Source organism: Clostridium sardiniense, assembly GCF_019753795.1.
Classification (GTDB): Bacteria; Bacillota; Clostridia; order Clostridiales; family Clostridiaceae; genus Clostridium; species Clostridium sardiniense.
Genome location: NZ_JAIKTU010000001.1, coordinates 238,223 through 263,163 on the forward strand (window position 1 = coordinate 238,223; position 24,941 = coordinate 263,163).

Annotated in this window: 29 protein-coding genes; 20 read left to right on the top strand and 9 right to left on the bottom strand. The window is 27.6% G+C overall.

The window, feature by feature from the left end; genetic code table 11:
* Nucleotides 1-165 precede the first annotated feature (165 nt).
* From K5V21_RS00935 to K5V21_RS00950, 4 genes are all read left to right on the top strand, one after another.
* Nucleotides 166-621 (top strand): YdeI/OmpD-associated family protein, encoded by a 456-nt coding sequence (locus tag K5V21_RS00935; RefSeq protein WP_221858373.1) that lies wholly within the window; start codon nt 166-168, stop codon nt 619-621.
* Between the two features lie 272 nt (nt 622-893).
* Entirely contained in the window at nt 894-1,577 is a 684-nt protein-coding gene (locus K5V21_RS00940) for a YjjG family noncanonical pyrimidine nucleotidase (protein WP_221858374.1), read from the top strand.
* A gap of 118 nt (nt 1,578-1,695) precedes the next feature.
* Nucleotides 1,696-2,313 (top strand): SGNH/GDSL hydrolase family protein, encoded by a 618-nt coding sequence (locus K5V21_RS00945; protein WP_221858375.1) that lies wholly within the window; start codon nt 1,696-1,698, stop codon nt 2,311-2,313.
* A gap of 192 nt (nt 2,314-2,505) precedes the next feature.
* Complete coding sequence (locus K5V21_RS00950) at nt 2,506-3,009, top strand: YbhB/YbcL family Raf kinase inhibitor-like protein (protein WP_221858376.1); 504 nt, start codon at nt 2,506-2,508, stop codon at nt 3,007-3,009.
* Nucleotides 3,010-3,161: 152 nt separating this feature from the next.
* Here K5V21_RS00950 and K5V21_RS00955 read toward each other — a convergent pair whose 3' ends face one another.
* The gene (locus K5V21_RS00955; RefSeq protein ID WP_245000608.1) at nt 3,162-3,371 is read right to left on the bottom strand and encodes a hypothetical protein; all 210 of its coding nucleotides are present in this window, start codon (nt 3,369-3,371) and stop codon (nt 3,162-3,164) included.
* 255 nt (nt 3,372-3,626) lie between these two features.
* Between K5V21_RS00955 and K5V21_RS00960 the strand changes: the two genes are divergently transcribed.
* On the top strand, nt 3,627-3,902 hold the full coding sequence (locus K5V21_RS00960) for a hypothetical protein (RefSeq protein ID WP_221858377.1): 276 nt from the start codon (nt 3,627-3,629) through the stop codon (nt 3,900-3,902).
* A gap of 170 nt (nt 3,903-4,072) precedes the next feature.
* On the opposite strand, the gene K5V21_RS00965 is transcribed toward K5V21_RS00960, so the two are convergent.
* Nucleotides 4,073-4,837: a DeoR/GlpR family DNA-binding transcription regulator gene (locus K5V21_RS00965; protein ID WP_221858378.1), complete on the bottom strand. Its 765-nt coding sequence runs from the start codon at nt 4,835-4,837 to the stop codon at nt 4,073-4,075.
* Between the two features lie 518 nt (nt 4,838-5,355).
* Here K5V21_RS00965 and K5V21_RS00970 point away from each other — a divergent pair.
* The 3 genes from K5V21_RS00970 to K5V21_RS00980 all read left to right on the top strand — a co-directional run bounded on the left by K5V21_RS00970 (nt 5,356) and on the right by K5V21_RS00980 (nt 8,000).
* Nucleotides 5,356-6,036, top strand: coding sequence for an ABC transporter ATP-binding protein (locus K5V21_RS00970; protein ID WP_221858379.1), 681 nt, complete (start codon nt 5,356-5,358; stop codon nt 6,034-6,036).
* Entirely contained in the window at nt 6,026-7,369 is a 1,344-nt protein-coding gene (locus K5V21_RS00975) for an ABC transporter permease (protein ID WP_221858381.1), read from the top strand. The genes K5V21_RS00970 and K5V21_RS00975 overlap by 11 nt, the downstream gene beginning before the upstream one ends.
* Before the next feature lie 112 nt (nt 7,370-7,481).
* Nucleotides 7,482-8,000, top strand: a complete 519-nt coding sequence (locus tag K5V21_RS00980) for a hypothetical protein (protein WP_221858383.1) — start codon at nt 7,482-7,484, stop codon at nt 7,998-8,000.
* 77 nt (nt 8,001-8,077) lie between these two features.
* Here the strand turns inward: K5V21_RS00980 and K5V21_RS00985 are convergent, their stop codons facing one another.
* On the bottom strand, nt 8,078-8,338 hold the full coding sequence (locus K5V21_RS00985) for a hypothetical protein (protein WP_221858385.1): 261 nt from the start codon (nt 8,336-8,338) through the stop codon (nt 8,078-8,080).
* Nucleotides 8,339-9,061: 723 nt separating this feature from the next.
* On the opposite strand from K5V21_RS00985, the gene ygjK reads away from it, so the two are divergent.
* The 5 genes from ygjK (at nt 9,062) to K5V21_RS01010 (ending at nt 14,683) form a co-directional block, all read left to right on the top strand.
* Nucleotides 9,062-11,695, top strand: coding sequence for an alpha-glucosidase (gene ygjK, locus K5V21_RS00990; protein WP_221858387.1), 2,634 nt, complete (start codon nt 9,062-9,064; stop codon nt 11,693-11,695).
* A 581-nt stretch (nt 11,696-12,276) separates the two neighbouring features.
* The gene (locus K5V21_RS00995) at nt 12,277-12,597 is read left to right on the top strand and encodes a bacteriocin immunity protein (protein WP_245000594.1); all 321 of its coding nucleotides are present in this window, start codon (nt 12,277-12,279) and stop codon (nt 12,595-12,597) included.
* 204 nt (nt 12,598-12,801) lie between these two features.
* The gene (locus K5V21_RS01000; protein ID WP_307495107.1) at nt 12,802-13,350 is read left to right on the top strand and encodes a nucleotidyltransferase; all 549 of its coding nucleotides are present in this window, start codon (nt 12,802-12,804) and stop codon (nt 13,348-13,350) included.
* Nucleotides 13,351-14,164: 814 nt separating this feature from the next.
* Nucleotides 14,165-14,464: a hypothetical protein gene (locus tag K5V21_RS01005; RefSeq protein ID WP_221858391.1), complete on the top strand. Its 300-nt coding sequence runs from the start codon at nt 14,165-14,167 to the stop codon at nt 14,462-14,464.
* Nucleotides 14,465-14,473: 9 nt separating this feature from the next.
* Nucleotides 14,474-14,683: a hypothetical protein gene (locus K5V21_RS01010; RefSeq protein WP_221858393.1), complete on the top strand. Its 210-nt coding sequence runs from the start codon at nt 14,474-14,476 to the stop codon at nt 14,681-14,683.
* Between the two features lie 205 nt (nt 14,684-14,888).
* Here K5V21_RS01010 and K5V21_RS01015 read toward each other — a convergent pair whose 3' ends face one another.
* A complete protein-coding gene (locus K5V21_RS01015) occupies nt 14,889-15,383 on the bottom strand; it encodes a GNAT family N-acetyltransferase (protein ID WP_221858395.1) in 495 nt (164 codons plus the stop codon).
* 167 nt (nt 15,384-15,550) lie between these two features.
* Here K5V21_RS01015 and K5V21_RS01020 point away from each other — a divergent pair, with 167 nt between their 5' ends.
* The 4 genes from K5V21_RS01020 (at nt 15,551) to K5V21_RS01035 (ending at nt 18,550) form a co-directional block, all read left to right on the top strand.
* Nucleotides 15,551-16,081 carry an RNA polymerase sigma factor gene (locus K5V21_RS01020; protein ID WP_307495103.1) on the top strand — a complete coding sequence of 177 codons (531 nt, stop codon included), beginning with the start codon at nt 15,551-15,553 and terminating at the stop codon, nt 16,079-16,081.
* An 11-nt stretch (nt 16,082-16,092) separates the two neighbouring features.
* Nucleotides 16,093-17,088 carry a DUF4179 domain-containing protein gene (locus tag K5V21_RS01025; RefSeq protein ID WP_221858397.1) on the top strand — a complete coding sequence of 332 codons (996 nt, stop codon included), beginning with the start codon at nt 16,093-16,095 and terminating at the stop codon, nt 17,086-17,088.
* A 190-nt stretch (nt 17,089-17,278) separates the two neighbouring features.
* Complete coding sequence (locus K5V21_RS01030) at nt 17,279-18,133, top strand: GNAT family N-acetyltransferase (RefSeq protein ID WP_221858399.1); 855 nt, start codon at nt 17,279-17,281, stop codon at nt 18,131-18,133.
* Nucleotides 18,134-18,229: 96 nt separating this feature from the next.
* On the top strand, nt 18,230-18,550 hold the full coding sequence (locus K5V21_RS01035) for a DUF3784 domain-containing protein (protein WP_245000595.1): 321 nt from the start codon (nt 18,230-18,232) through the stop codon (nt 18,548-18,550).
* A 326-nt stretch (nt 18,551-18,876) separates the two neighbouring features.
* On the opposite strand, the gene K5V21_RS01040 is transcribed toward K5V21_RS01035, so the two are convergent.
* Both K5V21_RS01040 and K5V21_RS01045 read right to left on the bottom strand, forming a co-directional pair.
* Nucleotides 18,877-19,284: a GNAT family N-acetyltransferase gene (locus tag K5V21_RS01040; RefSeq protein WP_221858401.1), complete on the bottom strand. Its 408-nt coding sequence runs from the start codon at nt 19,282-19,284 to the stop codon at nt 18,877-18,879.
* A gap of 47 nt (nt 19,285-19,331) precedes the next feature.
* Nucleotides 19,332-19,550 carry a hypothetical protein gene (locus K5V21_RS01045; RefSeq protein WP_221858403.1) on the bottom strand — a complete coding sequence of 73 codons (219 nt, stop codon included), beginning with the start codon at nt 19,548-19,550 and terminating at the stop codon, nt 19,332-19,334.
* Between the two features lie 116 nt (nt 19,551-19,666).
* On the opposite strand from K5V21_RS01045, the gene K5V21_RS01050 reads away from it, so the two are divergent.
* Nucleotides 19,667-20,122, top strand: a complete 456-nt coding sequence (locus tag K5V21_RS01050; RefSeq protein WP_221858405.1) for a hypothetical protein — start codon at nt 19,667-19,669, stop codon at nt 20,120-20,122.
* Between the two features lie 386 nt (nt 20,123-20,508).
* Here the strand turns inward: K5V21_RS01050 and K5V21_RS01055 are convergent, their stop codons facing one another.
* The 3 genes from K5V21_RS01055 to K5V21_RS01065 all read right to left on the bottom strand — a co-directional run bounded on the left by K5V21_RS01055 (nt 20,509) and on the right by K5V21_RS01065 (nt 23,125).
* The gene (locus tag K5V21_RS01055) at nt 20,509-20,994 is read right to left on the bottom strand and encodes a hypothetical protein (protein ID WP_221858407.1); all 486 of its coding nucleotides are present in this window, start codon (nt 20,992-20,994) and stop codon (nt 20,509-20,511) included.
* 264 nt (nt 20,995-21,258) lie between these two features.
* A complete protein-coding gene (locus tag K5V21_RS01060; RefSeq protein WP_221858409.1) occupies nt 21,259-22,494 on the bottom strand; it encodes an MFS transporter in 1,236 nt (411 codons plus the stop codon).
* A gap of 157 nt (nt 22,495-22,651) precedes the next feature.
* A complete protein-coding gene (locus K5V21_RS01065) occupies nt 22,652-23,125 on the bottom strand; it encodes a MarR family transcriptional regulator (protein ID WP_221858411.1) in 474 nt (157 codons plus the stop codon).
* A gap of 377 nt (nt 23,126-23,502) precedes the next feature.
* Between K5V21_RS01065 and K5V21_RS01070 the strand changes: the two genes are divergently transcribed.
* Together K5V21_RS01070 and K5V21_RS01075 are read left to right on the top strand one after the other, a co-directional pair.
* On the top strand, nt 23,503-24,018 hold the full coding sequence (locus tag K5V21_RS01070) for a GrpB family protein (protein WP_221858412.1): 516 nt from the start codon (nt 23,503-23,505) through the stop codon (nt 24,016-24,018).
* A 178-nt stretch (nt 24,019-24,196) separates the two neighbouring features.
* Nucleotides 24,197-24,733: a DUF4352 domain-containing protein gene (locus tag K5V21_RS01075; RefSeq protein WP_221858413.1), complete on the top strand. Its 537-nt coding sequence runs from the start codon at nt 24,197-24,199 to the stop codon at nt 24,731-24,733.
* Nucleotides 24,734-24,941: the final 208 nt, after the last annotated feature.

Here is a 24,941-nt window from a genome sequence, read left to right on the forward strand (position 1 = left end):
AAGGTATATAATATATTACAAAATAGAGTAGAGATACTCCTTTTTCTTTTGGTTAGTTTAAAGAAAACTAATGTTATACGAATGCTATAGTAAAAGTATAATTTATAATATATAATCAAAATAATATTATGGCAATATGCTTTGTTATGAGAGGATGACAAACTAATGGAGAAGTTTAAAGCAGAAATTAAAAAATTAGAAGATAAAAATGGAGCTTATATTGAAATTCCATTTGATGTTGAAAAAACTTATGGAAGTAAAAGAGTTAAGGTAAAAGCAACTTTTGATGGGGTTAATTATAGAGGTTCAATAGTTAAGATGGGAGCTCCTTGTTATATTATAGGAATTACTCAAGCTATAAGAAAAACTATTGGAAAAGAGCCTGGAGATATTATTGATGTAACGATTGAGAAGGATGACGAGGAAAGGGTAGTTGTACCTCCAAAGGAATTAGTTAATGGTATGGAAAGTGATAATGAAATAAAGGTTTTTTGGAATGGTTTATCATTTTCAATGCAAAGAAAATATGTTAATTGGATAGAGTCAGCCAAAAAAGAGGAAACAAGAATTAAGCGTATAAATACAGCTTTAGAAAAACTTAAAAATAAAGAAAAGATATAAGCAAATTTGAAATAGATAACTAAAATAAAAAGCTATTAGTTTAATTAAACTAATAGCTTTAAGACAACACTAAGTGGCTTTCACTAATTATTGGTGGGATACCATGCATTGTAATTAATTTTATAATTTAATATCTTTATAGAATTAATTGAGTATAAGTACTCTAATTACAATAAATAATTTATAGAATAATATTATATAAATAAGTTTGAAATATTTGTAATGAGTAATTATAATTATTTATAGTATTTAAGAGAGTGAGGATTTAAAGAATGAGATACGAGGTACTATTATTTGATGCAGATGAGACGTTATTTGATTTTAGAAAAGGAGAGAATTTTGCCTTTTTAAAATGCATAGATGATTTTAATTTATCGGAAGATAAAGAAGCTTGCATTAAATTATATAAAGAGATAAATACTCTTATATGGCAGGAGTTTGAGAAGGGGTTAATTACATCAAAAGATTTAAAGATTGAAAGATTTAGAAGATTACTTAAAGCATTAAATATTGAAAGAGATGCTGAAGAAATTAGTAATACTTATATGAAATACCTAGGTATGTCCACATTTTTATTTGATGGAGTAGAGGAACTTATTAAGAGTTTAAGTAAAAAGTATAGACTAGTTATTGTAACCAATGGGCTAAAAGAAGTACAAACTAACAGGATAAGTAAATCTACTATAGGAAAATACTTTGAGGCAGTTATTATTTCAGATGGAATTGGAATAGCAAAGCCAGATGCTAGAATATTTGAATATGCATTAGATAGCATAAAGTATAGAGATAAGAGTAAAGTATTGATGATAGGAGATAGTTTATCATCAGATATTAAAGGCGGAATAAATGCAGGAATTGATACTTGTCTTTATAATCCAGATAAAAAGGTTAATGATACTAATATAAAATCTACATATGAGATACATAAATTAGAGGATTTAAAGAACATTCTATAAAAGTTTTGGGCATCAATCTTTACAGATTGGTGCTTCTTTATTAACAGATAAACTCAAAAAAATTCAAATTTATTATGTATAATGATTTATAAAATAAGAATTAAATGGAGAAGTAAAAATGAATAAAGAAACAGTATTTGTTATTGGAGATAGTATATCTTTAAATTATGGACCTTATTTAGAGGACATGATTAGAAATAAATATAACTATGGAAGAAAAAGCAATTTAGAAGATGCAATGGAGGATTTAGATAAACCTATTGGGGCAAATGCTGGTGATAGTTCAATGGTATTAGAGTATTTGAAAGAAGAATATGATAAAGGTGTTAGATACGAAATATTGTTACTAAATTGTGGGTTGCATGATGTAAGAGTAGATAGGGATACTAAAAAAATTCAGATAGATGAAGAGACTTATGAAAAGAACTTAAACGAGGTTATTGGATTAGCTAATAAGATGGCTAAAAAGGTATTTTGGATTACAACAACTCCTGTTGATGATGAAATTCATAACAAGAGAAAGTTTGGATTTTTGCGTTATAACAAGGATGTTTTAAAATACAATAAAATAGCAGATAAAATCATGATGGATAATGGTGTATCATCTATTGATCTTTATAAATTTACAAGTACTTTAGGAAAAGATATTTATAGAGATCATGTACATTTTAAAGAAGATATAGTAAAAATGCAGAGTTCATTTATAGCTGGATATTTATTTGGATTGTATATTTAGTTTAAAATGGAGGAAAAAATAATGAAGATGAGGTCAGCTTTTACATGTCCTGTTTTGAATTAGAATATGAGATGATAAAACGAAATTTGAATTAGTAGATTATATGATAAAAGAAAAGATGATAACTTGCATAGACATTTCATTGTCTTGTAATTTAATCAATATTTAAACTAGGGATAAAGGAGAGATATTATGAAAGTAACCAGTGCAGGCATCAATAATGGTGTCATTGAAGAAAAGTATGGTAAAAAGGGGAGTGAATTTAATAGTTTTGGGATGCCAACATATTCTTTACCTATAAAGATAGAAGATGCACCAGCAAATACAGTATCTTTTGCTTTAGTATTAGAAGATAAGGATGCTTACCCTGTAACTAAAGGATTCACATGGATTCATTGGGTTGCAGCCAATATAACTAAAGACCATATTAGAGAAAATGAAAGTCAAAATGCTAAAGATTTTATTCAAGGGGTTAATAGTTGGCATAGTGAACTTGGAGGAAACTTAAGTAGAGGAGAATCAAGTTACTATGGTGGAATGGCACCTCCAGATGCACCTCACATATATGAAATTCATGTTTTTGCATTAGATAAATTACTTGATTTAAAAGATGGATTCTATTTAAATGAATTATACAAAGAGATGGAAGGTCATATTATAGATCAAGATACATTAAAAGGTGTTTATAAAAATTAGTTAGAATAAATATATATTATATATAAATAAAGAACTTAGATACTTTAAAATATCTAAGTTCTTTATTTATTTTAGATTTAATAATTTATTTAATCTATTAAGGTACTTAAGAGTTAGTGAGAGCTTTTTTATAAATTAATTATATAATGACTTTATACATATTTGATTAAATAATATATAACATATATCCAGCTCATTAATCCATGTAGTATTGCCCATGGTATTGAATGCCATGCAGTATAAGATATTATCATTGCTAGGCAAGAACCAAAAGAAAGTCCAGACCTAACAGTTTTTTTTACTATAACGTTCCTATTATCATTAGTATTTTGTTTAACTTCATTATTTTCTATATAGAACACCCCTTTAAATTGATATATGTAAAAAAATGGTTTACCATTAATATTAAGTATAAGATATAATGGAATAAATTTCAAAGATTTATATGAGAGAAATTTATAATAGTATATTTTAGATATAGTGATTATTTAAAATTAATCTTATGGGTATAGTAAATAAGATTTGTAAAGAATTAAATATAATAAGTTGTATTTATATAGCATAAATAATTTTATAGAGGATAACTTTATTTATTGAAAGGGAGATGGGATTATAGTATGGGGGATAAAAGAAGACGGAAATTTATAAGTAATAGAAAAATAAAAATGATAATAAGTGGTATTTTAGTTATAGCTGTAATTTTTATTGTAAGTCATTTGACACCTTCTGCTGCAATTAGAAGTGATTTATTTTTTAAAGGATATTTTATAAAATCAATTATAGCAGATATAGAATTTAATGAAGAGCAGCACAATTTAGATAAAGAAACATTAGAAGATGAGAATTCTAAAATATATACTGTTAAAAATAAAGGATTTACAGATAGAAATTGATTTCTGATAAATAATTTTAAAGTTAAAAAGGTAGGTTTTTTATATTTTGCAAACAATTATGGTGAAGCTTAAATTATATTTTTGTATATGTTTATTTTAGAGTTTAAATTATAATTTTTCATATAATTAATAAGAATGAAAAAAGTCACAGTTTTAATCTGTGACTTTTTCTAATATAATTGGATGTTATCTTCATCTAATATATTAACAATTTCATCATTTGGAATAGTATCAGTTACTATTCCTTGAATATCATCTACTGTTGCAAATTTATAATTACCATCAATATAGAACTTTTTGTTTTCCATAACTAAGAAAGTTTTCTTGCTAGATTCAATTATTGCAGTTTTAGTTATTCCATCCTCAATATCAAAAGTTGTAACACTTTTATCAAAAACATCAATTCCAGAGCTGCCTATAAAGGATTTATCAAATTTATATCTTCTAATAAGATCAATTGTAACAGGACCAACAAATCCGTTTAAATTCTTACTTAATATTCCTGAAGTAGCTATTACTATTATATTATTATCTTCACTAGATAAAATATTTATTATATCTAGCATGTTTGTAACAACTGTAACTCTCTTTTTACTTGAAGCTAATAGTTTTGCAATTAAAATATTAGTAGTTGATAAATCTAGAAAGATTGTATCTCTATCCTCAATAATATCTACGGCTTTTTTTGCTATTATATTCTTCTTAGAAAGATCTATTTTTTTACGATCAGAGAATTCATAAATTTGTTTAGATTTACGAAGCTTAATAGCACCACCATAAGTTCTTTGAAGTTTATCCATTTGTTCTAATTGCTTTAAGTCTTTTCTAATACAGTCTTCTGTAACACTGAATTTTTTACTTAAGTCCTTAACTTTAACTTTCCCTTCATTATCCAAGATATTTAATATTTCATCTAATCTTTCTTTGTTAAACAATATAAAAACTCCAATCTATATAAATTTAATAATATTTTATAGAATAAATAATCTAAAATCAAATAATTATATATTAATTTAATAAAAATAATATATAATTTTTATACTGATTATATGGGTATATTATGAAAGTCATAAAGAAAAGTACTAAGTGTTTTCTTTATGACTTAGTACTTTTGCCGGCCCATAAAATATTACGCTAGGCATTATCCTATGACGCTATAATGATGCCTTTAAAAATATTATAAGAGAAAAATTCGGCGAAATCAATAGTAAATAATAAATAATAATAAAAAACAATAATAAATAATAAACAAAGAGAGATATATTTTAAAACATAATTATTTTATTAATGTTAATAATTTAAAGAATATAAATATTATTTAAACTACATATTAATTTTGTAAATATTAAGTAACCCACACTGTAAACAAATGATTAAAATAGAAGATTAATACAAATTAATTATATATAATGAAATATGGAAAAAGGTATTAGTTAGGGGGATGAATAAACTAATGATAAAACTCGAAAACATTAATAAAAGATACACTATGGGTAAAGAAGTTTTTAATGCTTTAGATAATATAAATCTAGAGGTTGAAAATGGAGACTTCATGGCTATAGTAGGTCCTTCAGGATCAGGTAAATCTACTCTTATGCATATTATAGGGGGACTTGATAAACCAACTACTGGACAAGTTATCGTAGATGGCAAAGACATAAGTACTTCAAAGGAAAAAGAACTTGCAAAGTATAGAAGTACAAAGACTGGATTTATATTTCAAAATTTTAATTTAGAATCAACACAGACTGCACTTGAAAATGTTATGATGCCACTTATATTTGCAGGGGTATCTGGAAAGAAAAGAGTTGAAATGGCAACTGAAGCCTTAGAGAAAGTTGGACTTAAAGATAAGATTAGAAATAGACCAACAGAAATGTCAGGGGGACAAAGACAAAGGGTTGCTATTGCAAGAGCTCTTGTAAATAATCCAGAGATAATATTTGCAGATGAACCAACAGGTAACCTAGATTCTAAATCTGGAGCACAAATAATGCAATTACTTAAGGATCTTAATAAAAAGGGATACACAATTATTATGGTTACTCATAATAATGAACAAGCAAATGAGGTTAAGACATTAGTAACTATTAAGGATGGAAAAATAGAGGGGATAAGAAAAAATGAAATTTAAAGATTACATAAAGATGGCTTTTTCTAATTTAGGAAGAAGAAAGCTTAGAACATTTTTAACGGCTTTTGCAGTAGCTATTGGAGTCATGCTTATAATTACAATGGTAAGCCTCGGAAAAGGCGTTGAAAATTTAATAACAGATTCTTTAGAAGAATTCAATAACATAAATTCTATAACAGTTATACCTACTGAGTATAAAGATGATGTAGATGATAGTGCAAATACTAATGAAAATGCAGTAGCAGATACAAAGTTTAAAGAGATTACAAAAGAAAATATAAATAAGATTAAAGAAAAAGGGGACGTTCAAGATATAGTTTCAATGTTTAATGCTAGTATTAGTAGCATCAAGCTTGGAGATAAGGATGTTAAACTTGCCTCTGTTAATGGGGTAGATACTAATTACAGTATATATGGAAAGTCAAATGTTGATTCAGCAAGACAAAAGAAGAAAGATGATAGTATAGATTACTTAATATCAGGTGATTTAATTAAAGATAATAATGCAAGTGAATGTATGATTACAGAAAAGCTTTCAAAGAAATTAGGAATAGATAATACTAAAGACATGATAGGAAAAGAAATAGAGATAATAGCAGATAAAAGTTTTGCTAATATAAAGGAGAAACCACTGAGCCTAAAGGTAAAAGTAGTTGGAGTAATAAATGAAAAAGTAAATGAATCAGATAGTGTAATTACAACAATTGGAGTGGCAGATAAGATAAATAAATTTATGAAAAACAATGAATACACTTATGCAAAAGTTGGACCAACAACTATAAATGTTAATGTTAAAAATGCTTCTGATGTTAAGACAATTAATGAGTATATTCAAAAAGATTTAGGATATACAACATTCTCATTGGAAGATGTTGCAGAGAGAGTTAAATCAATATTTATAGTTATTAAATCAATACTTGCAATTGGTGGGGCAATAGTTCTATTTGTTGCAGCACTTGGAGTAATAAATACAATGGTTATGTCTATTTATGAAAGAACTAAATCTATTGGTGTTATGAAAGCTGTTGGTGCATCTAAAGGCGATATTAAGGCAATATTCTTAGTAGAGTCTGGAGCAATTGGATTTATAGGGGGAGTACTTGGAACATTATTCTCTTTATTTAACTTAGTTGTAATTAAGGCAATTGCAACGTATGTATTAAAATCTAAAGGAGTTACAGATACATCATTTTTAGATAATGTATTTGCATCACCACTTAAGATATGTTTAATAACAATAAGCTTTGCGATAATAATTACAATATTAGCTGGATTATATCCATCATCAAGGGCAGCTAAGCTTAACCCAATTGATGCATTAAAGTATGAGTAATTAAAATAAGTAATAAATTATTTATAAAAAAATCATTACAAATTAATTTTTAGTCTTTATAATTTTGTTACAATAATTATATATAAAAGTAGAGAGAAGTGAGATGGTACATATGAAAAAATTTGATATCAATGAATTACTTAAACAAATAATAATTATTAACAGCAATATTAAAAGTGGAGATAAAGAAAAATTAATTAAGGATATAAATTATTCAGAATTAACAAGCTTAGAAGCTTTAAAGGTAATAGAGGGAGTTATAAACTACGGTGTATTACTTAAAGAAGAGCAATTAGAGGATCTTCCAAGGGTTGATTGTAAGAAGTTAAATACAGCATTATATTTACTACTTAAATATTATAGGATAATGGATATTGAAAGTTTAGATGATGGATTAGATTCAATGCTTAGTATAAATATAGATTCAACAGATGGGGGATTCTATGAAAAAGATACTATTGCACCTGTATCTGCTATAAATGATATTATAGAAGATTATGCTTCAGGTTCTAGACCTTCAGAATTCGAAGATTATGACTTAGCAAGTAATGAGATAAGTCTTTATGAAGTTAAGATTGATTATGGAAATAAGAGTATGATAAGAGAATTTGAAAGAACAATTTTTAGTTAAGAATATGTTATAATAATAAAAACTCCAGCAAATTTATTTGTTGGAGTTTTTAATTCGTAATTTAAGAAAACTGTGTATTATTCATTCAAAAAATCTATTGTTTCTTCTGTCCAATCAGTTGGACCTTCATTTGATTTAATAAATTTTCTCCAATATCGGCCTGTCTCTTTATCAAATATTATAATATTTGAGTCGTTAGGGCTTATCATCTCATATCTATTCTTATTAACTATATCATTTTCAGTAAAATGCTTAAAAGAATAAATTATCGCTCCTCCCAAAATAAGAAAACCTATGACAATTGATATTCCTATACTAATTGCGGACTTTTTTTCCAAGTTATCCTCCCCCTTTTTTTAAAAATACAATTGTACATTAATCCATATGTTTAATTACAACATAAATTCCATAAAATTATAGTTATTTATAAATATCAGCATAATTTATTTTAGTCTGTTCTTTAAGTTTTTTTATTTTCTTTTTCAAGCCTTTTAATGATTCTTCCAAACTTTCAATAAGAAGCTGCAAAGTGAAATTTTAGGGTGTAGTAGATTGTTAAAGATTAATCTAGATATATATAAATAGTATTTTTATAGAGCTAAAAAGAATTTCTATTGTAGGTTTTAGTGATTTAAATTGATATTATTATATATTTTTCACATAAAGATGAGGAGATTATTCTTAATTGAAAACTAATGAATATGTCGAAATTGATAATAAATTCACTAAAAATTAAAAATATTTAATAAAAATTCAAAAAACTATTGACCATTAAACCTTTACATGATAATATTTGGATTGTAAAGGATATTTATACAAGTTAACAATTGGATTGTTACTCAATAAGGAGGCAATACCTAAGTCAAAATTTAATTCTTACATTATCTATACGCAAAGAACCATACTTTTTGTGGTCTATTAGTGTGCAGTTATATGTTTAGAATAACTTTGATTTGGGTATTTTTTATTTACAAATAAATTAAAAAAAATATTTAAGTTAATAATGGTGTCGCGACTAATTAATTATAAAAAAAGTAATTTTGGAAAGGGAGAATAATTTTATGGCTTTTAGAATTAAGAAAAAAACACTTATAGCTACTGTTTTAGCAGCAACTGTAATTGCTGGAAACCTAGGGGGAATAAACGCATTAGCAAAGGATAGAAGAGATCAGGTTACAGATTTTAAAAATGTACTTAATGTAACTGCAAATCCTACATCAGAAATATATGGATCATATTCAACAAATAAGTATAATAACTTTTCAGATATGGGAGCTTGGCATGGATACTACCTTCCAAGTAAGGATGCAACAAATATTTACGGGGGATTTGCAGGGCCTGTAATTATAGGGGAAGAGTATCCTGTAAATATGTCAGATACAATAAGCAAAATAGAAGTTAAAAATGCTGATAATAATGAACTATATGATTTAACAAAAGCTAAAAAGGTAAGTTTTGATTATTATCCAGGAAAATTAGTGCAAGTATATGAAATGCAAGATTTTAACTTAAATTTAGAACTTATATTTGCATCAAATAGAAGTGCACTTGTAAGAACAGAAATTGAGAATAAGACAGACAAAGAACTAAACTTAGATGTCCAATGGACTGGAAGTATTTTTGGAGAATTTAATACAGGTAAAAAAGTTATAGATTTAAAACAAAGCTTAAAGGCTACAAACACTGGAGTAGAGGTTAACTTCTCAGATTTTAGAGATACATGGAACTTTTTCTCAACTCCTGAAACTAAGTTTACAGTTAAATATGATGGTAACGTAGAAACTAAGGTTGAAGGAAAAGAATATACTACCAAATTAAAAGATGCAGTGAAAATAGCACCTAAGGGAGAATTTAAAACATATTCAACTCAAAGTTATACATTTACTGATAAGGAACTTAAACAAGAAAATAAAAAGTTAGATGATTTTATTAAAAATGGAGACAAGCACTTTGCAGATAACAATACGCGTTGGCAAGGATATTTAGATAAAACATTTGAAAAGGTAGAGAGCACAAGAAACCCAGAATATAAAAATGCTGCTGTAAAATCAGTTGAAACATTAACTACAAACTGGAGAAGTGCAGCAGGTGCTATAAAGCATGATGGTATAGTACCTTCAATGTCATACAAATGGTTTATAGGAATGTGGGCATGGGATTCATGGAAGCAAGCAGTTGCTACAGCAAACTTTAATGGAGATTTAGCTAAGGATAATATTAGAGCATTATTTGATTATCAAATAAGTAGTAAGGATGATGTTAGACCACAGGATAAGGGCGCAATAATTGATGCAATATTCTATAACAAAGATGGAGCTAGAGGAGAAGATGGCGGTAACTGGAATGAGAGAAACTCAAAGCCAGCATTAGCAGCTTGGGCTGTTTGGAATGTATATGAAGCAACAGGGGATAAGTCTTTCTTAAAAGAAATGTATCCAAAACTTGTTGAGTACCATAACTGGTGGTATACAAATAGAGACCACGATAAAAATGGTATAGCAGAATATGGCGGAATGGTACATGATGCTCATTGGTTATACGATGAAAATGGAAATATAGTAAAAGATAAAGATGGAAATCCTAAATTTAATGAGGATGAAGTAATCTTAGCTGCTGCTTGGGAAAGTGGTATGGATAATGCTACTAGATTCGATAAAGAAGGAGCAGGCGGAGAAGATATTGGAGTTAAGGTATTTGAAAATAAAGATAAGAAGGGAAAGCTTATTGGATATTCAATAAACCAAGAATCAGCTGATTTAAATGCATATCTTTATGCAGAAAAAGCTTTCTTAAAATCAATGGCAGAAGAACTTGGAAATAATGGCGATGCTAAAAAGTATGAGAAAGAAGCAGATTATGTAAGAGAATATGTAAGTGAAAATATGTTTGATGAAAAGACAGGATTCTTCTATGATCTTCAAATAAGTGCAGATGGAAAGAAAAAGAACATGTTAGATGAAAGAGGAAAAGGAACTGAAGGTTGGATTCCTCTATGGGCTAAGATGGCAACACAAGAACAAGCTGAAATGGTTAAAGATAATATGACTGACCCAGGAAAGTTTGATACATTTGTACCATTCCCAACAGCTTCAAAGGATAATTCAAAGTACGATCCAAATAAATATTGGAGAGGACCAGTTTGGATGGACCAAGCTTTATATGGTGTAGAAGCTCTTCAAAATTATGGATTTGATAAAGATGCAGAAAGAATGGCAAAGAAATTATTTAATAATGCAGAAGGACTTATGGGAGATGGACCAATAAGAGAAAATTATAATCCTGAAACAGGTAAGGGACTTCATACAACAAACTTCAGTTGGTCAGCATCAGCTTACTACTTAATGTACCAAAATACATTAACTTCAAAAGATACAACATCACAAGATGGAATAGCAATTCCAGTAGTCGATACTGATAATGGCAACAAACCAGATGATGGAAATAAGCCAGACGATGGAAATAAGCCAGATGACGGAAACAAACCAGACGACGGAAACAAACCAGACGATGGAAATAAACCAGATGACGGAAATAAGCCAGGCGATGAAAACAAACCAGGCGATGAGAACAAGCCAGGGGCAGACAATAGTAAGCCAGTACCACCAACTGGATATGCATTTGGATTTGCAGGACTTGCAGCAGCTGCAGCTTCAATAGGTGTAGGTGTTAGAATGCTTAAGAGAAGAAAGAAATAATAAATTTATTTAAAAGCTTCTTAAGTAATTAAAAATTACTAAGGTAAATATTATAAATAAGATTATTAAGCTAAATAGTCTAAATTAGATTACTAAGGTAAGTAAATTTGATAAGATGAATAATGAAGTGAGTATTAGAAACTTATGTTTTTAATACTCACTTTTATTAATATCTGACATTTTATTATCTTGAACCTTCAAAGCAAATTCCATACAATCACTCTCTTTTTTTGTTTCCGTTTTTATCCCTAAATATTGCTTGTTTTAAAATTTAATATATAATTTTAATTAAAAGAAACATAATAGATTTAGATCAAATATAAAAACTATCAATTAAGATAATACGAAAAAATTTAGACTATATTGGAAACAGTGCGGATCATCAGTTATCAATTATTACTGGAGGCAATTGGGAAAACATTTGATCAGTTGGATCAGAAGTATATAAATATAATATAAGTACACACAAATATGGATGGATTAAAACACAAATTAACTTATCTTATACTTTAAAAGTTATTAGCAATGGTTGGGCAAGCTCTGCTGCTGGTGGATATTTTTTCAGAAAGTAGGTAATTAAATTGAGTAAAAAAGAAAAAAGAATAGAAGAACAAGATGATTTATTAGCAAGAGTTTATGATTTAATTTTAAATACACAAACTCTTGATGATGAACGTTCTAAACTGATTGAATTTAAGAATGCAGTTGAAAGCGGAAAAGATTTTGAGCGACAACTAATGGACTTAGCAGAAGCTTTACGACAACTAGCAGTTCTCAAGTTCAAGGATAAAGAAACACTTAGTGCAGGAGTTGGTAAATTTTACATGGACATTTCTACTACTGGATTACTTAAAAAGAATTTGGGTATTGGCTTGGCTGCACTTGGCTTTTTAGGTAAATAAAGAATTCACTTTCTATATTCTTTTATTACTTGCTCTAATTCTTTACATTTTACATTTGGTGTTGTTAATGTTAGGTTTTTAATACCTATATTTAATAGTTTTTATACTATGCATGTATAAAGTTTTAGATATATTTTTATTTAATAAAGATTAAAAGGCGAGTGATATAATATAATAAATAAGAAGTAAGAGGTGATAAATAGCGTGTTTAATACTTTAAGTTATATAGGGAAAAAACTTAATGATTCAGGTGTAGTATGGGGAGTAGGTGCCTCATTATTATTAAATCAATTTAGTCTTATAGATAAACCTAATGATATAGATATTTTTGTAGATATTAAAGATATTGATAAAGTAGATGAAATTCTTAAAGGTATTGGTGATAAAAAGCCATGGGAAAAAGCTTATACATATTCAACAAAGTATTTTTACGAGTATGTAATAAATGGTGTTGATATTGATGTAATGGCTGGGTTTAGAATTAATCATAATAGTGGAGTATTTGAATATGTTTTTGATAATAGGTCAATTTCAGAAACTAGAAAAATTAATGGAGTTGATATTCCTTTTACTTCTTTAGAAGATTGGTATGTAATTTATCAATTGATTCCGAGTAGAGAAGCGAAGGTAAATATGATAGAAAAATATATAATATCAAATGGAATTAAGAGATATGATTTATTAGAGAGAATGTTAGAAGGAAATTTGCCATTAGAAGTTAGAGAGAAAGTTAAGAATATGTTATCTTCATAATGAAAATAAAAGCTATGAAAATCTTATGATATCCATAGCTTTTTTTGTACTATAATTATTTAATTAAAAGTGAATTTATAAAAGTTTATTTAAGTCTTTTTATAGTATTTCTTTTTCAAGTTCTATACAATCATATTTGTTCTCAGAAAAATTACCTTTTATTTCAACATTAGTCAAGAGATAAAGTCCACACTTATGCCCTAGTTTTATACCATTCCAATTTTAAAATTATACTTATTAATAGAAAGTGAGTTAGAATATAGTGCCTTAGCAAAAATAATAGTTGAAATACAATTTAAATTTGAATAATTAGTTGGTGAAGGTTTAGATATTGATTTTTTTATATTTACTATATATATTAAAAATGTTTTATAATGTTAAAGATGTTAATGAAGAGTATAAAGATATATTAAATAAAACCGATAATTATAATTAGTAGTATTGTAATAATGCTGAATATAGCTATATATATAAATTTGATTTGGAGAAAATAGAAGTTATAAAAAGTGAAGTATATTCAGCAAGAAAAAGCTATTTTAAACGTGTTAAGTTAAAGTTGTTTCCCAAGGAGACAACTTTTTAATATTTAATAAGAAGGAGTGATTTTTATGAATTTAAATGATGAATTAGAAATAGTAAGGTACATAATAGATGAAAAAAAAATTATCTATTATAGCAATAGGAGGAGAAAAGGAAATCGAAATAAGTGCAGAAAAAGAAGAAATCGAAGAATAAAACGATCTACTATCAAAAGAGATTATTATAGTTTCATTTGATAGAAAGATATTAAAATTTGATTCAGTAGGAGAGTAATATGTTAAATGAATATAGATTAAAATTTTTTAATTCCTTCTTGTATAGATTATTTGATCTAAACAAGGGGATTTTTTTAAATTCAACTGATAGTGAATATGATTTAGATGAATTTAATTATGAATACATAGAAAAAGGAATGATTGTAGCACTAGCAATGTATATTGATGATAAATTAGCTATTGCAGATGCTGTAATGTTAAGTGAAATAAAAAAAGAGGAAGGGAAGGTTTATTTAAGCAATGGATTATGTTTTAACAAAAATGGAGAACTAATAGATCCTAAAAATTATAATATTTAGAGGTGAATTATGTATAAAGGATATAAAAAGAAGTCGTTAGATGAAAAGAGAAAAGAAGTGGAGTTATTAATAAGTAATGTTCAAAAAAGAATAGAAAAGATCTTTGATACTCCAGAAAATATGAAGGAGTATTTTTCTTTTAAGACAAAGTTTTATAGTTATTCTCATAATAATATTATCTTAATGCAGGAACAATCTAATGGAACAGTTGAAGATTAGTTATTATGTCTTTTGTAAAGAAAAGGATTTCAAGTAAATAAGGGTGAAAAAGGAATAAAGATATTAGTAGAAGTTAGAGAAAAAGTTAAGAATATTTTATCTTCATAATACAATAAAAGCCGTGAAAATCTTATGATTTTCATGGCTTTTATTGTATTATGATTACTTAAATTCAAGTGAATTTATAAAGTCTATTTAAGTTTTTTTATAGTATTTCTTTTTCAAGTACATAAGTTTCAATATGTAAGTCATGGGGATTAAGTATCTTAACTATTTTAAATCCGCATTTATTTACATAAAAGTTATGATTTCTTTTTGAGAAACCGGGTGTTTCAGTAGTCCATTTCTTAGTGTTTGGATATTTAGACTCGATATATTTCCACACTTTTAATCCTATACCGTTATTATGAACATCAGGATCTATAAAGATATTACCTAAGTAGTTTTCTTGATTTTCATTTATAAACACAATAAAGCTTCCTATAAGTCTATTATCTAATAATATTTTATAGGATTCAGAAGGTGATTCTAAAGCCCACTTCCTTAGAAAGTCTCCATTATCATATCCAGTAGGTCCATCTTTTTCATTATCTGTATGAAGCTTAGAATCAGAGTCGAAAGCTCTTGTCATTATATCGGTTAAGGGAAAAATGTCATCTTTAGTTATAGGTTCAAATATTAGAGTTTTATTATTATCCATATCTTATCTCCTTTACAATATTGAAGAGTTTAGCTAATTACTATAATATACCTATTATAACATTGTTTACATAATATTCTGTAATACTAATTCTAATAAAATATTTATAAATATAAGGGAACCTTATATAGATATTGAATATCTAATGGTCATAAGGGAGGGATAATGTGGAATCAATAAATTTTTTAAGAGGAAACTTTATAGTAGAAAAATCTGATATAAGTTTAGCAAAGAAGGGGAGTAGCGAGGCATTTACTAAGTTAATGCAGGATAATCTAGATTCTATGTACAGAGTATCAAAAGGTATATTAACTAATGAAGTAGATGTTGAAGATGCTATACAAAATACAATTTATAAAGCTTATAAAAATATAAAATCATTAAAAAAGGATAAGTATTTTAAAACTTGGTTAATCAGAATTTTAATTAATGAATCTAATAAAATTTATTCTAAGAGCAAAAGAATTTATAGTAAAGCTGAAGAAGAGACATATACAATTGATAAAGGTGGTCACATAGATTTATATAATGCTATAAGTAATTTGCCAGAGGAATTTAAAGTGACTACAATATTATTTTACTTTGATGATATGAGTCATAAGGAGATAGCTAAAACTTTAGATATTGCAGAGGGAACTGTAAAATCAAGGCTATCTAGAGCAAAAGAAAGACTTTATGTAATGCTTAAGGAAAAGTAGAGGAGGATATTATGGATAAGTTTGATATGGAATTAAAGGAGATGGCAAAAAAATCTGAAGTTAAAGCTTCAAATGAACTTAGGGAGAAAGTTAATAAAACTTGTAGAAGGGCAAGAATAAAATATATGTTTAAAAGTGTAAGTAAGGTAGCGGTAATTTTTATAGCTTGTATATTTACATTAGGATTTAGTATTCCAGCATTTGCAGATCAAGTCCCTATAGTAAGAAATGTTATAGAATATTTAAATAAAAAATTTGATAGGAATGGATATGAGAATGTGGTAGAGGGAGTTAGAAAGTCTATTAAAGCAGGAGATTATTCAATTAATATTGAAGATGTATATTATGATGATTTAGAAATGACGTTATTTTATACAGTTACTAGTGATAAGCCATTAGATAAAGCAAAAAAATATTGGTTTGATGCTGATATGAAGATGAATGTTGATTGTGGTTATGAGTATTCAATAGAAGAGGGAAGCCTTATTGATGAAAATACTTTTGCTGGAATGATGACATTTAATTTTATTCAAAATTATAAGGAGTCTAATGAGATAAAGATGCCATATAAGCTTGATGTAGACTTAAATATAAGTGATTTATTTATTGGTTTTGGAGATAAGAAGAAAGAGATTCCAGTTGAAAAAAATATATTAAAGTTATCATTGGATAATAAAGCAAATTCTATTAAAGAGTATAAGGTAAATAAAGTAATAGAAAATGATGGAGATAAAATTGAAATTCTTAAAGTAAAGAGGTACCCAGCAAGGATACTTGTAGAGAATAGAATTAGCATCAATAAAAAGGGCAAAAAGTTAGACTTTATAGTATGGGATGCTAAAAAAGAATTAAAGTATATTGCAGGATTTGAAAACAAAGAAGAAAATTCATATCTGAATCAATATATAATGCCTGAAGGTGATGAAATTTATATAGTTCCTATACTTAGAGATAAAGATAATATAGAAGTATTAAAAGATAAAATTATAAAAGTGAATTTAAAGTAGAGAGAGGATAGTTAAGCTATCCTTTTTTTATATGTAATAGTAAATGTATTTAATTATTGAGAATTTAGAATTAGTTATATAAGTCATTAAAGATATATATTATGCTATAATTGTAATAAAAAGTAAGTGAAGTTAGTATAAGATAAATATTATTGGTATTAGTGATGGCAATTGAAATGGAGGGGCATATATGATGATTGAAAAAACAAATATATTATCAGATGAACAGATAAAGGACATTAAGGCTTTAGAAGATATTGTTTTTAAGGAGGAGAATCTAAAGAATAATGCCTTTTTATCTAATGAAATTAACTTTGATAAAACAGTTCCATGTTTTTATATGGCATATGAAAAGGATGAATTGGTCGCTTTTCTAAATACATTTATACCAAGTCCAAGTGAAGGAGAAGTTATAGTATTTACTCATCCAAAGTTCAGGAGAAAAGGATATTTCAAAGCTTTGTTTCAGTGTGCTAAAGAAGAGTTATTAAAAGCAGGTATTGAAAAAGTTTTATTAGCAATTGAGCCAAAAAGTAAAAGTGGCTTTGCAGTTTTGGGAAGATTTAATGAAGCAAAGTGGGAGCATTCAGAATATAAAATGGCTCATGATGGAGTTGAAGGAATACCCAAATATTCACACTTAAATTTTATAGAACTTGATAATTCAAATAGAGAAATATATGTTGGGATTAATTTAGAATCATTTTCAAATTTAGAATACAACCCCAATTTTATTGATACTATAATAGATTCGGAAAGTAGAAAAGGATATATAGCTTATGAAAATGAAATTCCTATAGGAGCTTTCGCTCTAAAGTATGATAAAGAAGAAGCTTATATCTATAATGTTGGAATTAATTCTAAATATCGTGGAAGAGGATTTGGAAAGGAACTTATGGGATATGCAATAAAGGTTGGGCTTGCAAAGTGTGATAAGGCAGTGCTTGATGTAGATTCTAGTAACCCAATAGCTCTTAATTTATATAAAAAATGTGGTTTTAAGACTGATTGTCAGGTGGATTATTACGATTATAAGTTAATATAGATATAGATTAATTAATGATAAATAGTTACTATTCCTAAAGAAAAAATATAAGTTGTTAGAGTATAAGGTGTATATAATTAAAGGAGGATTAAACTTATGGATTTTAGAATGATTTTCGTTGGATTATTTATAGGATTATTTGTTTTCTTAGGAGTCATTTTTTCAATGGGAAAGGGAGCATTTCTTATTGCGGGACTTAATACAATGTCAAAGGAAGAGAAAGCAGAATATAATGTACCTGCCTTATGCAAATACATGGGTAAATTCATGTTTGTAATTGCTCTTTCTATATTACTATTTGCTTTAAGTGAAGTATTTGAAAAGAAGATATTATTTATCATAGGGGAAGTAATCATGTATATTTCTATAATATTTACTTTAATTTATATGAATGTAAGTAAGAAATTTAAGAAATAATATTTTTAAAAGCTATTATCAGTACTCATAATATAGTACTGATAATAGCTTTTAATTCTAATTGAATAAATTAATAGGAATTAATTGTGGATATTTAATATATTTTCCATAAAAACTTTGGGATATATGGTAATCTAATATTAATTATCTAAAATAGACATATTGATTTAAAAATAATCTTACTTTTAGATAATTGTATTTTTAATTTTTACGTGATTTAATAAAGCTACTATAAGTCAGTATATATTAACTATCATTATAAGTATGAAGTAAAAAGCAGAGCTGGCTTCATTTAAGAATGAAATTCTTTTATTAACATTTTGTAGTTATATTTTTTTAGTGAAAATTATTTCTAAAGGTTCATCTTCTAATAGGAGGCTACCGGCGTCTTTATATTCTAATTTCCTATAGAAATGTTGTGAATTCTCATTGGATAAAGTTGATGTCATAACTAATTTATAACCTTTGTTTTTCATCTCATTTTCCCAGAAATTAATTAAATCTTTTCCAATGCCATTATTTCTATAGTTTTCATCAATATAAAGCATATTCATAAATGGTGTATTATCCCAGAAGTAGCCATATCTTAGCCAACCAATATTTTTATTATCGTGGTTTCTTACTATAATAATTTCTTTTGTTTTGATTTTAGTGTTTAGTAGTTCTTTCGATATATGTTTATCATTATCAAGTATATATTGAAAGGCTAGTTCACTTGCATACTCAATTTTCATTGCTATCCCTCACTTTACTTTATAATGTTTTTTTGATAACTTTAATTTTAATTTTTACGTGATTCAATAAAGCAGACTATGAGTCCGTATATACTAGCTATTACTGCAAGTATAAAGTAAAAAGCAGAGCCTGTTCCATTTAAGAAGGCGTGTAGGCCGGATGTACCATTGTAGTCAATAGGACTAATAACAGAAAGGGAGAATAGTGTTAATGTAATTAGTGTTCCAACTAATAGAATGGTCGCTCCAAAAAACATTTTTTTCATTTATAATACCTCCAGAAGTTGTAGTTTTACATGGCAATTATTCATTAAACTAGATTAATATGATATACTTATGATAACATATATTGGATAAAATGTATTAGGGTGTTGGGGGGATTATGAAAAGGAAAGCAAGAAAATATATAGTAATTCTTATTGGAATTTTGGTTTTAGTATTACCATTTCTTCCATATAAAATAGCAAGAACTTTAGATAATTCGGATTATACAATGATAAAGGTTTATCACTCACAAATGGCTGGATTTGCAGCAAAAGGTCATAATTTAGAAGGGGAAAGTATATATGGAAATACTCCAAAATTAACTACATTTACAGAAGGAAATCCTAAATATATAGATTTTGATTTTTATGGAACATTTAAAGAAGACAAAAATAATAATACTAAATTTGAAGTTAAAAAGTGGTATCCATCAAGTGGATACGTAAGATTATACGATACTGTTTTATGGGAGAAATATTTAAGGATAATATATATGATTATTGTAATTCCTACAGGAATATCATTAATTACAGCAATGATTTTTGGAATTGGAAAAGTAAAGGAGAAAATTTAATTGAACTATTAAAATATGATACATTATTTAAAAGTTCTTCATATGATAAAGAAACGTAGAAAAAATAAAGGATACTCTTAAGTATCCTTTATTTTGTTACTATATTCATAAGCCTAGGTATTTTGCTGTATTTAAGAGTTTCAGTTTTCCTTAGTATAAAAATACTTAAGGCAAGACCAGGTATACTTAGGTTCCAAAATAATGAATAGCTTATTATGTTTAATATATATAGTGTAAATATTAATAGTAAATAAGATATATTAGCTATTTTAAGTATAGAAAAATTATTCATTTATATTATCCTCTCAATAGGTTATAAAAATTTTTGTATAAGGCTAGGAAAATTTTTTACTATATAATTTAACTCCTAATACTAACACAGTAATTTAAACAGTTTTAATTTTAAATATAAATCTAACGTTATGCGTATCATCCCATATTGTTTCAACTACATATCCATAAGTTCCAGGCTTTTTTGGAGCAGTAATTGTGTAATTAGACATTTCAACTTCTTTATGATCTTCATTTGATTTAATATTTTCATTTATAGAATATACTTTAAATGTTTCAATATCTTTAGTAAATGACAAGTTTAATTTAATGTCAGTGTTACATGAAACAGTAGAATAACCAATTTCAGATAATTTCTCTAAATCATATGTTCCTAAGTCAAAGCTATTACCCCCGTAGGAAGCAAACCAAGTACCTCCATTTGTTTCTGCATAAAATTCAATATCATCGCTAGAGGAACTAACTTTTAATTCAGGATGAGTATATGGAAATTTGAAGTATGATAAGATGGATAATGTAATTATTGATATTATAGAAAATAAGAAGATAAATAATAAAATATTAGCGTTAAATTTCTTCATGAAGACCTCCTCTTTTTGTTATATTATAACATATATTGGGAATTATCAAATTGAATATTAGGATTAATAAATAAAAAAAACTCCAAAACTGTTAAGGTGCAGAAGGTTTCTAGACCAGCACATCAACAATTTAGAAGTATACTTTTATGAAGAAGGACAATAGAAAATTATCACACACTACGTGGAGGTGTGTGTAACGAATTTGAGCTCACCCCAACTATAATCGAAATGAAGGTGGATGCTTGTCTAAATAAAGTAGGTAGTTTATTTATTTACATGCGAACTTTTATACAAAACTAGTATGGCTGCTGATATAAAGATCATACCCATAAAAGCGGGTGAAGCATGACCAAGTGATACATAGATTTGACCTCCAATTATAGGTCCAATCATTCTTGCTAAAGCCTGAATAGATTGGCTACCTCCTTGAATCCTTCCTTGTTCACTGGAATCAACAGACTTGGAGAGCATCCCATTGAATGAAGGCCCAAATATCGAATCACCAAAACCAAATATAAACATTCCAGCGATAAAAAGAGGATAGAATGAAAACAAAGCTGATGCTGCAATAAGACTGTAGCCTATAATCTCAGAAGCCATTCCAAGAATTGCTATCTGTTTATCACTAAGTTTTATCACAAGCTTTGGCATTATGAAACCTTGTGAAATGATGTCTTGGAAGCCCATAATTGAAAACATAAGTCCAATTATTGCAGGTGACCAATTAAAAGTATCTATTGTAAATTGTGAAAAAACTGCTTGCAGGGATCCGTTTGGTATCCAAAGTAAGAATGCTGAGACAAGTAGCCTTTTTAAGCTTTTCATGGAAAGTATGTCTGCAAGCTGTGTGAACGGATTAAGTCTTACAAAGGTAATCTCTTTTAGTCTATTATTCTTCTTAAGGCTCTCAGGCATATAAAAAACTCCATAAACAACATTCAATAAAGTTATTATTGCTCCAAAATACATTGGTACAGAATAACCAAACTTGGCAAGTAATCCGCCTATAGTTGGGCCAATGACGGTACCTACACCTACAACTGCACTTACCCATCCAAAGTATTTGGTTCGCTGTTCTCTAGGAATGATATCTGCAAAATATGCGAAAATAGTGCTTATGCTTCCGCCTGTTATACCTTCTATTATACGCCCCGCAAATAGTACCCATAGAGATCCTCCTATACCAAAAACTAAGTACCCAATTGCGGAACCAAAAAGGCATAATAAGAGTAATGGACGACGGCCATATTTGTCGCTCAAAGCCCCAAGTCCGGGAGCTACAAAAAATACGCAGACTGCATAAACAGATGTCAGTAGTGTAACAACTATAGCTTGTTCTCCTGGATTGCTTGTATAAGGTTGTACTAAGAATGGAACGACAGGTGTGATGATACTGAAGCCTATTCCGCAAAGAAACATAGAGATAAGACCGAATATTAAAGCATGTTTATCTACGGTCTGTTCTGTGTTCTGTTCATTGTATGATTTAAATTTGAACACTTAAATTCTCCTTTCAAAAGTTAATATTTTGTTTCTTTGTCAACAAAAATAATATCGTAATTTTGTTTCCTTGTCAACAAAATAATAGCGATAAAAAATGCAGCCTGTTCTCAATAGAGTTTTTGGCTGCCTACGGTTTTATTTTCATTATTCAAATTTATTTCGACTTAGTATCTATCTCTAGTTTTTTTATTTCTTCATCCAAATGATTACTATACTTTTCCACTAAGCTAAGCATATTGTCAAATTGTTCATCGGTTACCTTCTCAAATACGGCTTTATCACGCTTGCGAAACTCTTGGTGCAGTTCCTCATGGATTTTATAAATTACTTTCCCTTGCTCAGTAAGCCTAAAGTAGATTTCTTTCTTGTTATCCTGTTTCTGGTAGCTCTCGATAAGGCCTTTTTCTATGAGTTTTTTAGTTAATTTACTTATGGCACCTCTAGTCATATAAAAGGATTCTGCAAGTTTTGTAACATTGGAGTCTATATTTCTTCCAATGTATTCAATACAATGTACTTCGGAAGGTTTATAACCCTTAAGACTGTCTTCCATCTTAAATTTATTAAGCCAAGATATCTTGTTTAATAAATCCCTTAAACCCATCATGACCTGTTCTTCTTTGTTCATGGACTGTCCTCCCATCCGTTGGTGCATTAACAATATTATATTAAAGTTTTGTTTCTATTTCAACAATACTAAAATAATTACTTTATGAATTAAGCTATAAGTGAAAAAAAGAGATCCAGAAAGGGTCTAAGTACCGCGTAAATAAACTTTAGTTATCATTTTCTTCTTATATTAAAATGTAGTTTTGTATTTTTATTAAATATAGAAAGTGATATGATAAATATAATATTATTTTGAGAGTATTTTCCAGTATGACTCTAATTTAATTGAGGTTAGATATTATAATTAATATGATTTTCAGAGGGGTATCATGATATATAGATATTAAGATATTGTACATAAGGGAATATAAAATATAAATTTGCATGGAGGTAATTATGATTGGTTTAAAGAGAAATACAGTAAAGTTATATCCACATTCAAATGAATGGGGAAACTTAGCAGAAGCTACAATAAAGGATTTAAAAGATATATTTTCAGATAAGGCGGTGGATGTCCAGCATGTAGGAAGTACATCTATAAAGGAGATTAAAGCTAAGCCTATTATTGATATTGCTGTTGGAGTAAAATCTTTTGAAGATGTAGAGAAACTTATTGAAACTCTTGAAGATAAGGGATTTATTCATGTAAAAAAGAATGATGATGAGAGTCAAAGGTTCTTTAGCTGTGGTGATTTTGATGCTAATACTAGAACACATCATATTCATGTTGTTATATTTGAAGATAAAGAATGGTGTGATTATATTAAGTTTAGGGATACTTTAAATAATGATGTTAGTAAGAGAAGGGCCTATGAAGAGTTAAAATTAAATTTAGAGAAGAAGTATCCAAATAACAGATGTGAGTATACAGAAGCAAAGGCTGATTTTATAAGTGGTATCTTGAATGGATAATTGAAGTTGACTTAGCTAAATAAAGGAGCTTGAATAGGCACTAAAGTATGAAAAATGGTAAGAATAATCAATAAAAATAATTAATTTGTATGCTACGGGCAGACCAATCCCCTAAAATTTTTATATAAAATATACTTATAAGATAAAATTATAATATATTCTTAGGGGGAGCGTATAAATGAGATTATTTAAGAAATCAAAGATATTAATATTAGGATTATTAGTAATGATGATAGGTGCAGGATTCGTTGGATGTACGGATACAAGCGATTCTGCTAAAGCTTCAGGAGATGATAAAAAGGCTGAAGAACAAAAACAGGAAGAAAAGGTATATGGAGTAGGAGATATTTACAAATATAAAGATGATTATTCACTTAAAATTGATAGTGTTAAGACTACAAAAGAAAGAAATCAATTTGAAGATAAGAAGGCAAAAGAGGTTGTAATTATAACTTACACTTATGAAAATTTAAATAGTGATAAAGATTTATTTATAGATTCTATGGCATTTAAGGTATATGATGCTGATGGAAATGCAGTAGACACTTATCCAGCAAATATAGAAAAGATGCCAAAAGCAGTTTCAAAGGGTAGAAAATGCACTGCACAAATGGCTTATGCAGTAAATAGTGGAGATACTTTAGAGTTTGAGTATTATGATAATATGTTTAACAGCAAGAAGGATACAATATTTAAGCTAAACTTTAAAAACTAATATAAGTATTATAAAGATTGGATTTGTTAAATTATATTATGAGAAATATAGTTAAAAACGAGGAATATATTGCGTTAATAAAACGTTGTGTATTACTCGTTTTATTTTTTTATTTAATTTTGGGCCGTAATTTAAGGGGGGGTAAATTAATGAAGAAAATTTGTTCTTTGAAAATTGAAAGATAGATAAAAAATATGATATTTAGAAA

Coding starts and splice junctions, on each gene's coding strand:
- K5V21_RS01070 (WP_221858412.1), top strand. CDS start 23,503: ATGATTGGTTTAAAGAGAAATACAGTAAAGTTATATCCACATTCAAAT.
- K5V21_RS00945 (WP_221858375.1), top strand. CDS start 1,696: ATGAATAAAGAAACAGTATTTGTTATTGGAGATAGTATATCTTTAAAT.
- K5V21_RS00935 (WP_221858373.1), top strand. CDS start 166: ATGGAGAAGTTTAAAGCAGAAATTAAAAAATTAGAAGATAAAAATGGA.
- K5V21_RS01010 (WP_221858393.1), top strand. CDS start 14,474: ATGTATAAAGGATATAAAAAGAAGTCGTTAGATGAAAAGAGAAAAGAA.
- K5V21_RS01025 (WP_221858397.1), top strand. CDS start 16,093: ATGGATAAGTTTGATATGGAATTAAAGGAGATGGCAAAAAAATCTGAA.
- K5V21_RS00950 (WP_221858376.1), top strand. CDS start 2,506: ATGAAAGTAACCAGTGCAGGCATCAATAATGGTGTCATTGAAGAAAAG.
- K5V21_RS00960 (WP_221858377.1), top strand. CDS start 3,627: ATGGGGGATAAAAGAAGACGGAAATTTATAAGTAATAGAAAAATAAAA.
- ygjK (WP_221858387.1), top strand. CDS start 9,062: ATGGCTTTTAGAATTAAGAAAAAAACACTTATAGCTACTGTTTTAGCA.
- K5V21_RS01075 (WP_221858413.1), top strand. CDS start 24,197: ATGAGATTATTTAAGAAATCAAAGATATTAATATTAGGATTATTAGTA.
- K5V21_RS01050 (WP_221858405.1), top strand. CDS start 19,667: ATGAAAAGGAAAGCAAGAAAATATATAGTAATTCTTATTGGAATTTTG.
- K5V21_RS01040 (WP_221858401.1), bottom strand. CDS start 19,284: ATGAAAATTGAGTATGCAAGTGAACTAGCCTTTCAATATATACTTGAT.
- K5V21_RS00980 (WP_221858383.1), top strand. CDS start 7,482: ATGAAAAAATTTGATATCAATGAATTACTTAAACAAATAATAATTATT.
- K5V21_RS01030 (WP_221858399.1), top strand. CDS start 17,279: ATGATGATTGAAAAAACAAATATATTATCAGATGAACAGATAAAGGAC.
- K5V21_RS01005 (WP_221858391.1), top strand. CDS start 14,165: ATGTTAAATGAATATAGATTAAAATTTTTTAATTCCTTCTTGTATAGA.
- K5V21_RS00940 (WP_221858374.1), top strand. CDS start 894: ATGAGATACGAGGTACTATTATTTGATGCAGATGAGACGTTATTTGAT.
- K5V21_RS00975 (WP_221858381.1), top strand. CDS start 6,026: ATGAAATTTAAAGATTACATAAAGATGGCTTTTTCTAATTTAGGAAGA.
- K5V21_RS01045 (WP_221858403.1), bottom strand. CDS start 19,550: ATGAAAAAAATGTTTTTTGGAGCGACCATTCTATTAGTTGGAACACTA.
- K5V21_RS01015 (WP_221858395.1), bottom strand. CDS start 15,383: ATGGATAATAATAAAACTCTAATATTTGAACCTATAACTAAAGATGAC.
- K5V21_RS01055 (WP_221858407.1), bottom strand. CDS start 20,994: ATGAAGAAATTTAACGCTAATATTTTATTATTTATCTTCTTATTTTCT.
- K5V21_RS00970 (WP_221858379.1), top strand. CDS start 5,356: ATGATAAAACTCGAAAACATTAATAAAAGATACACTATGGGTAAAGAA.
- K5V21_RS01035 (WP_245000595.1), top strand. CDS start 18,230: ATGGATTTTAGAATGATTTTCGTTGGATTATTTATAGGATTATTTGTT.
- K5V21_RS01065 (WP_221858411.1), bottom strand. CDS start 23,125: ATGAACAAAGAAGAACAGGTCATGATGGGTTTAAGGGATTTATTAAAC.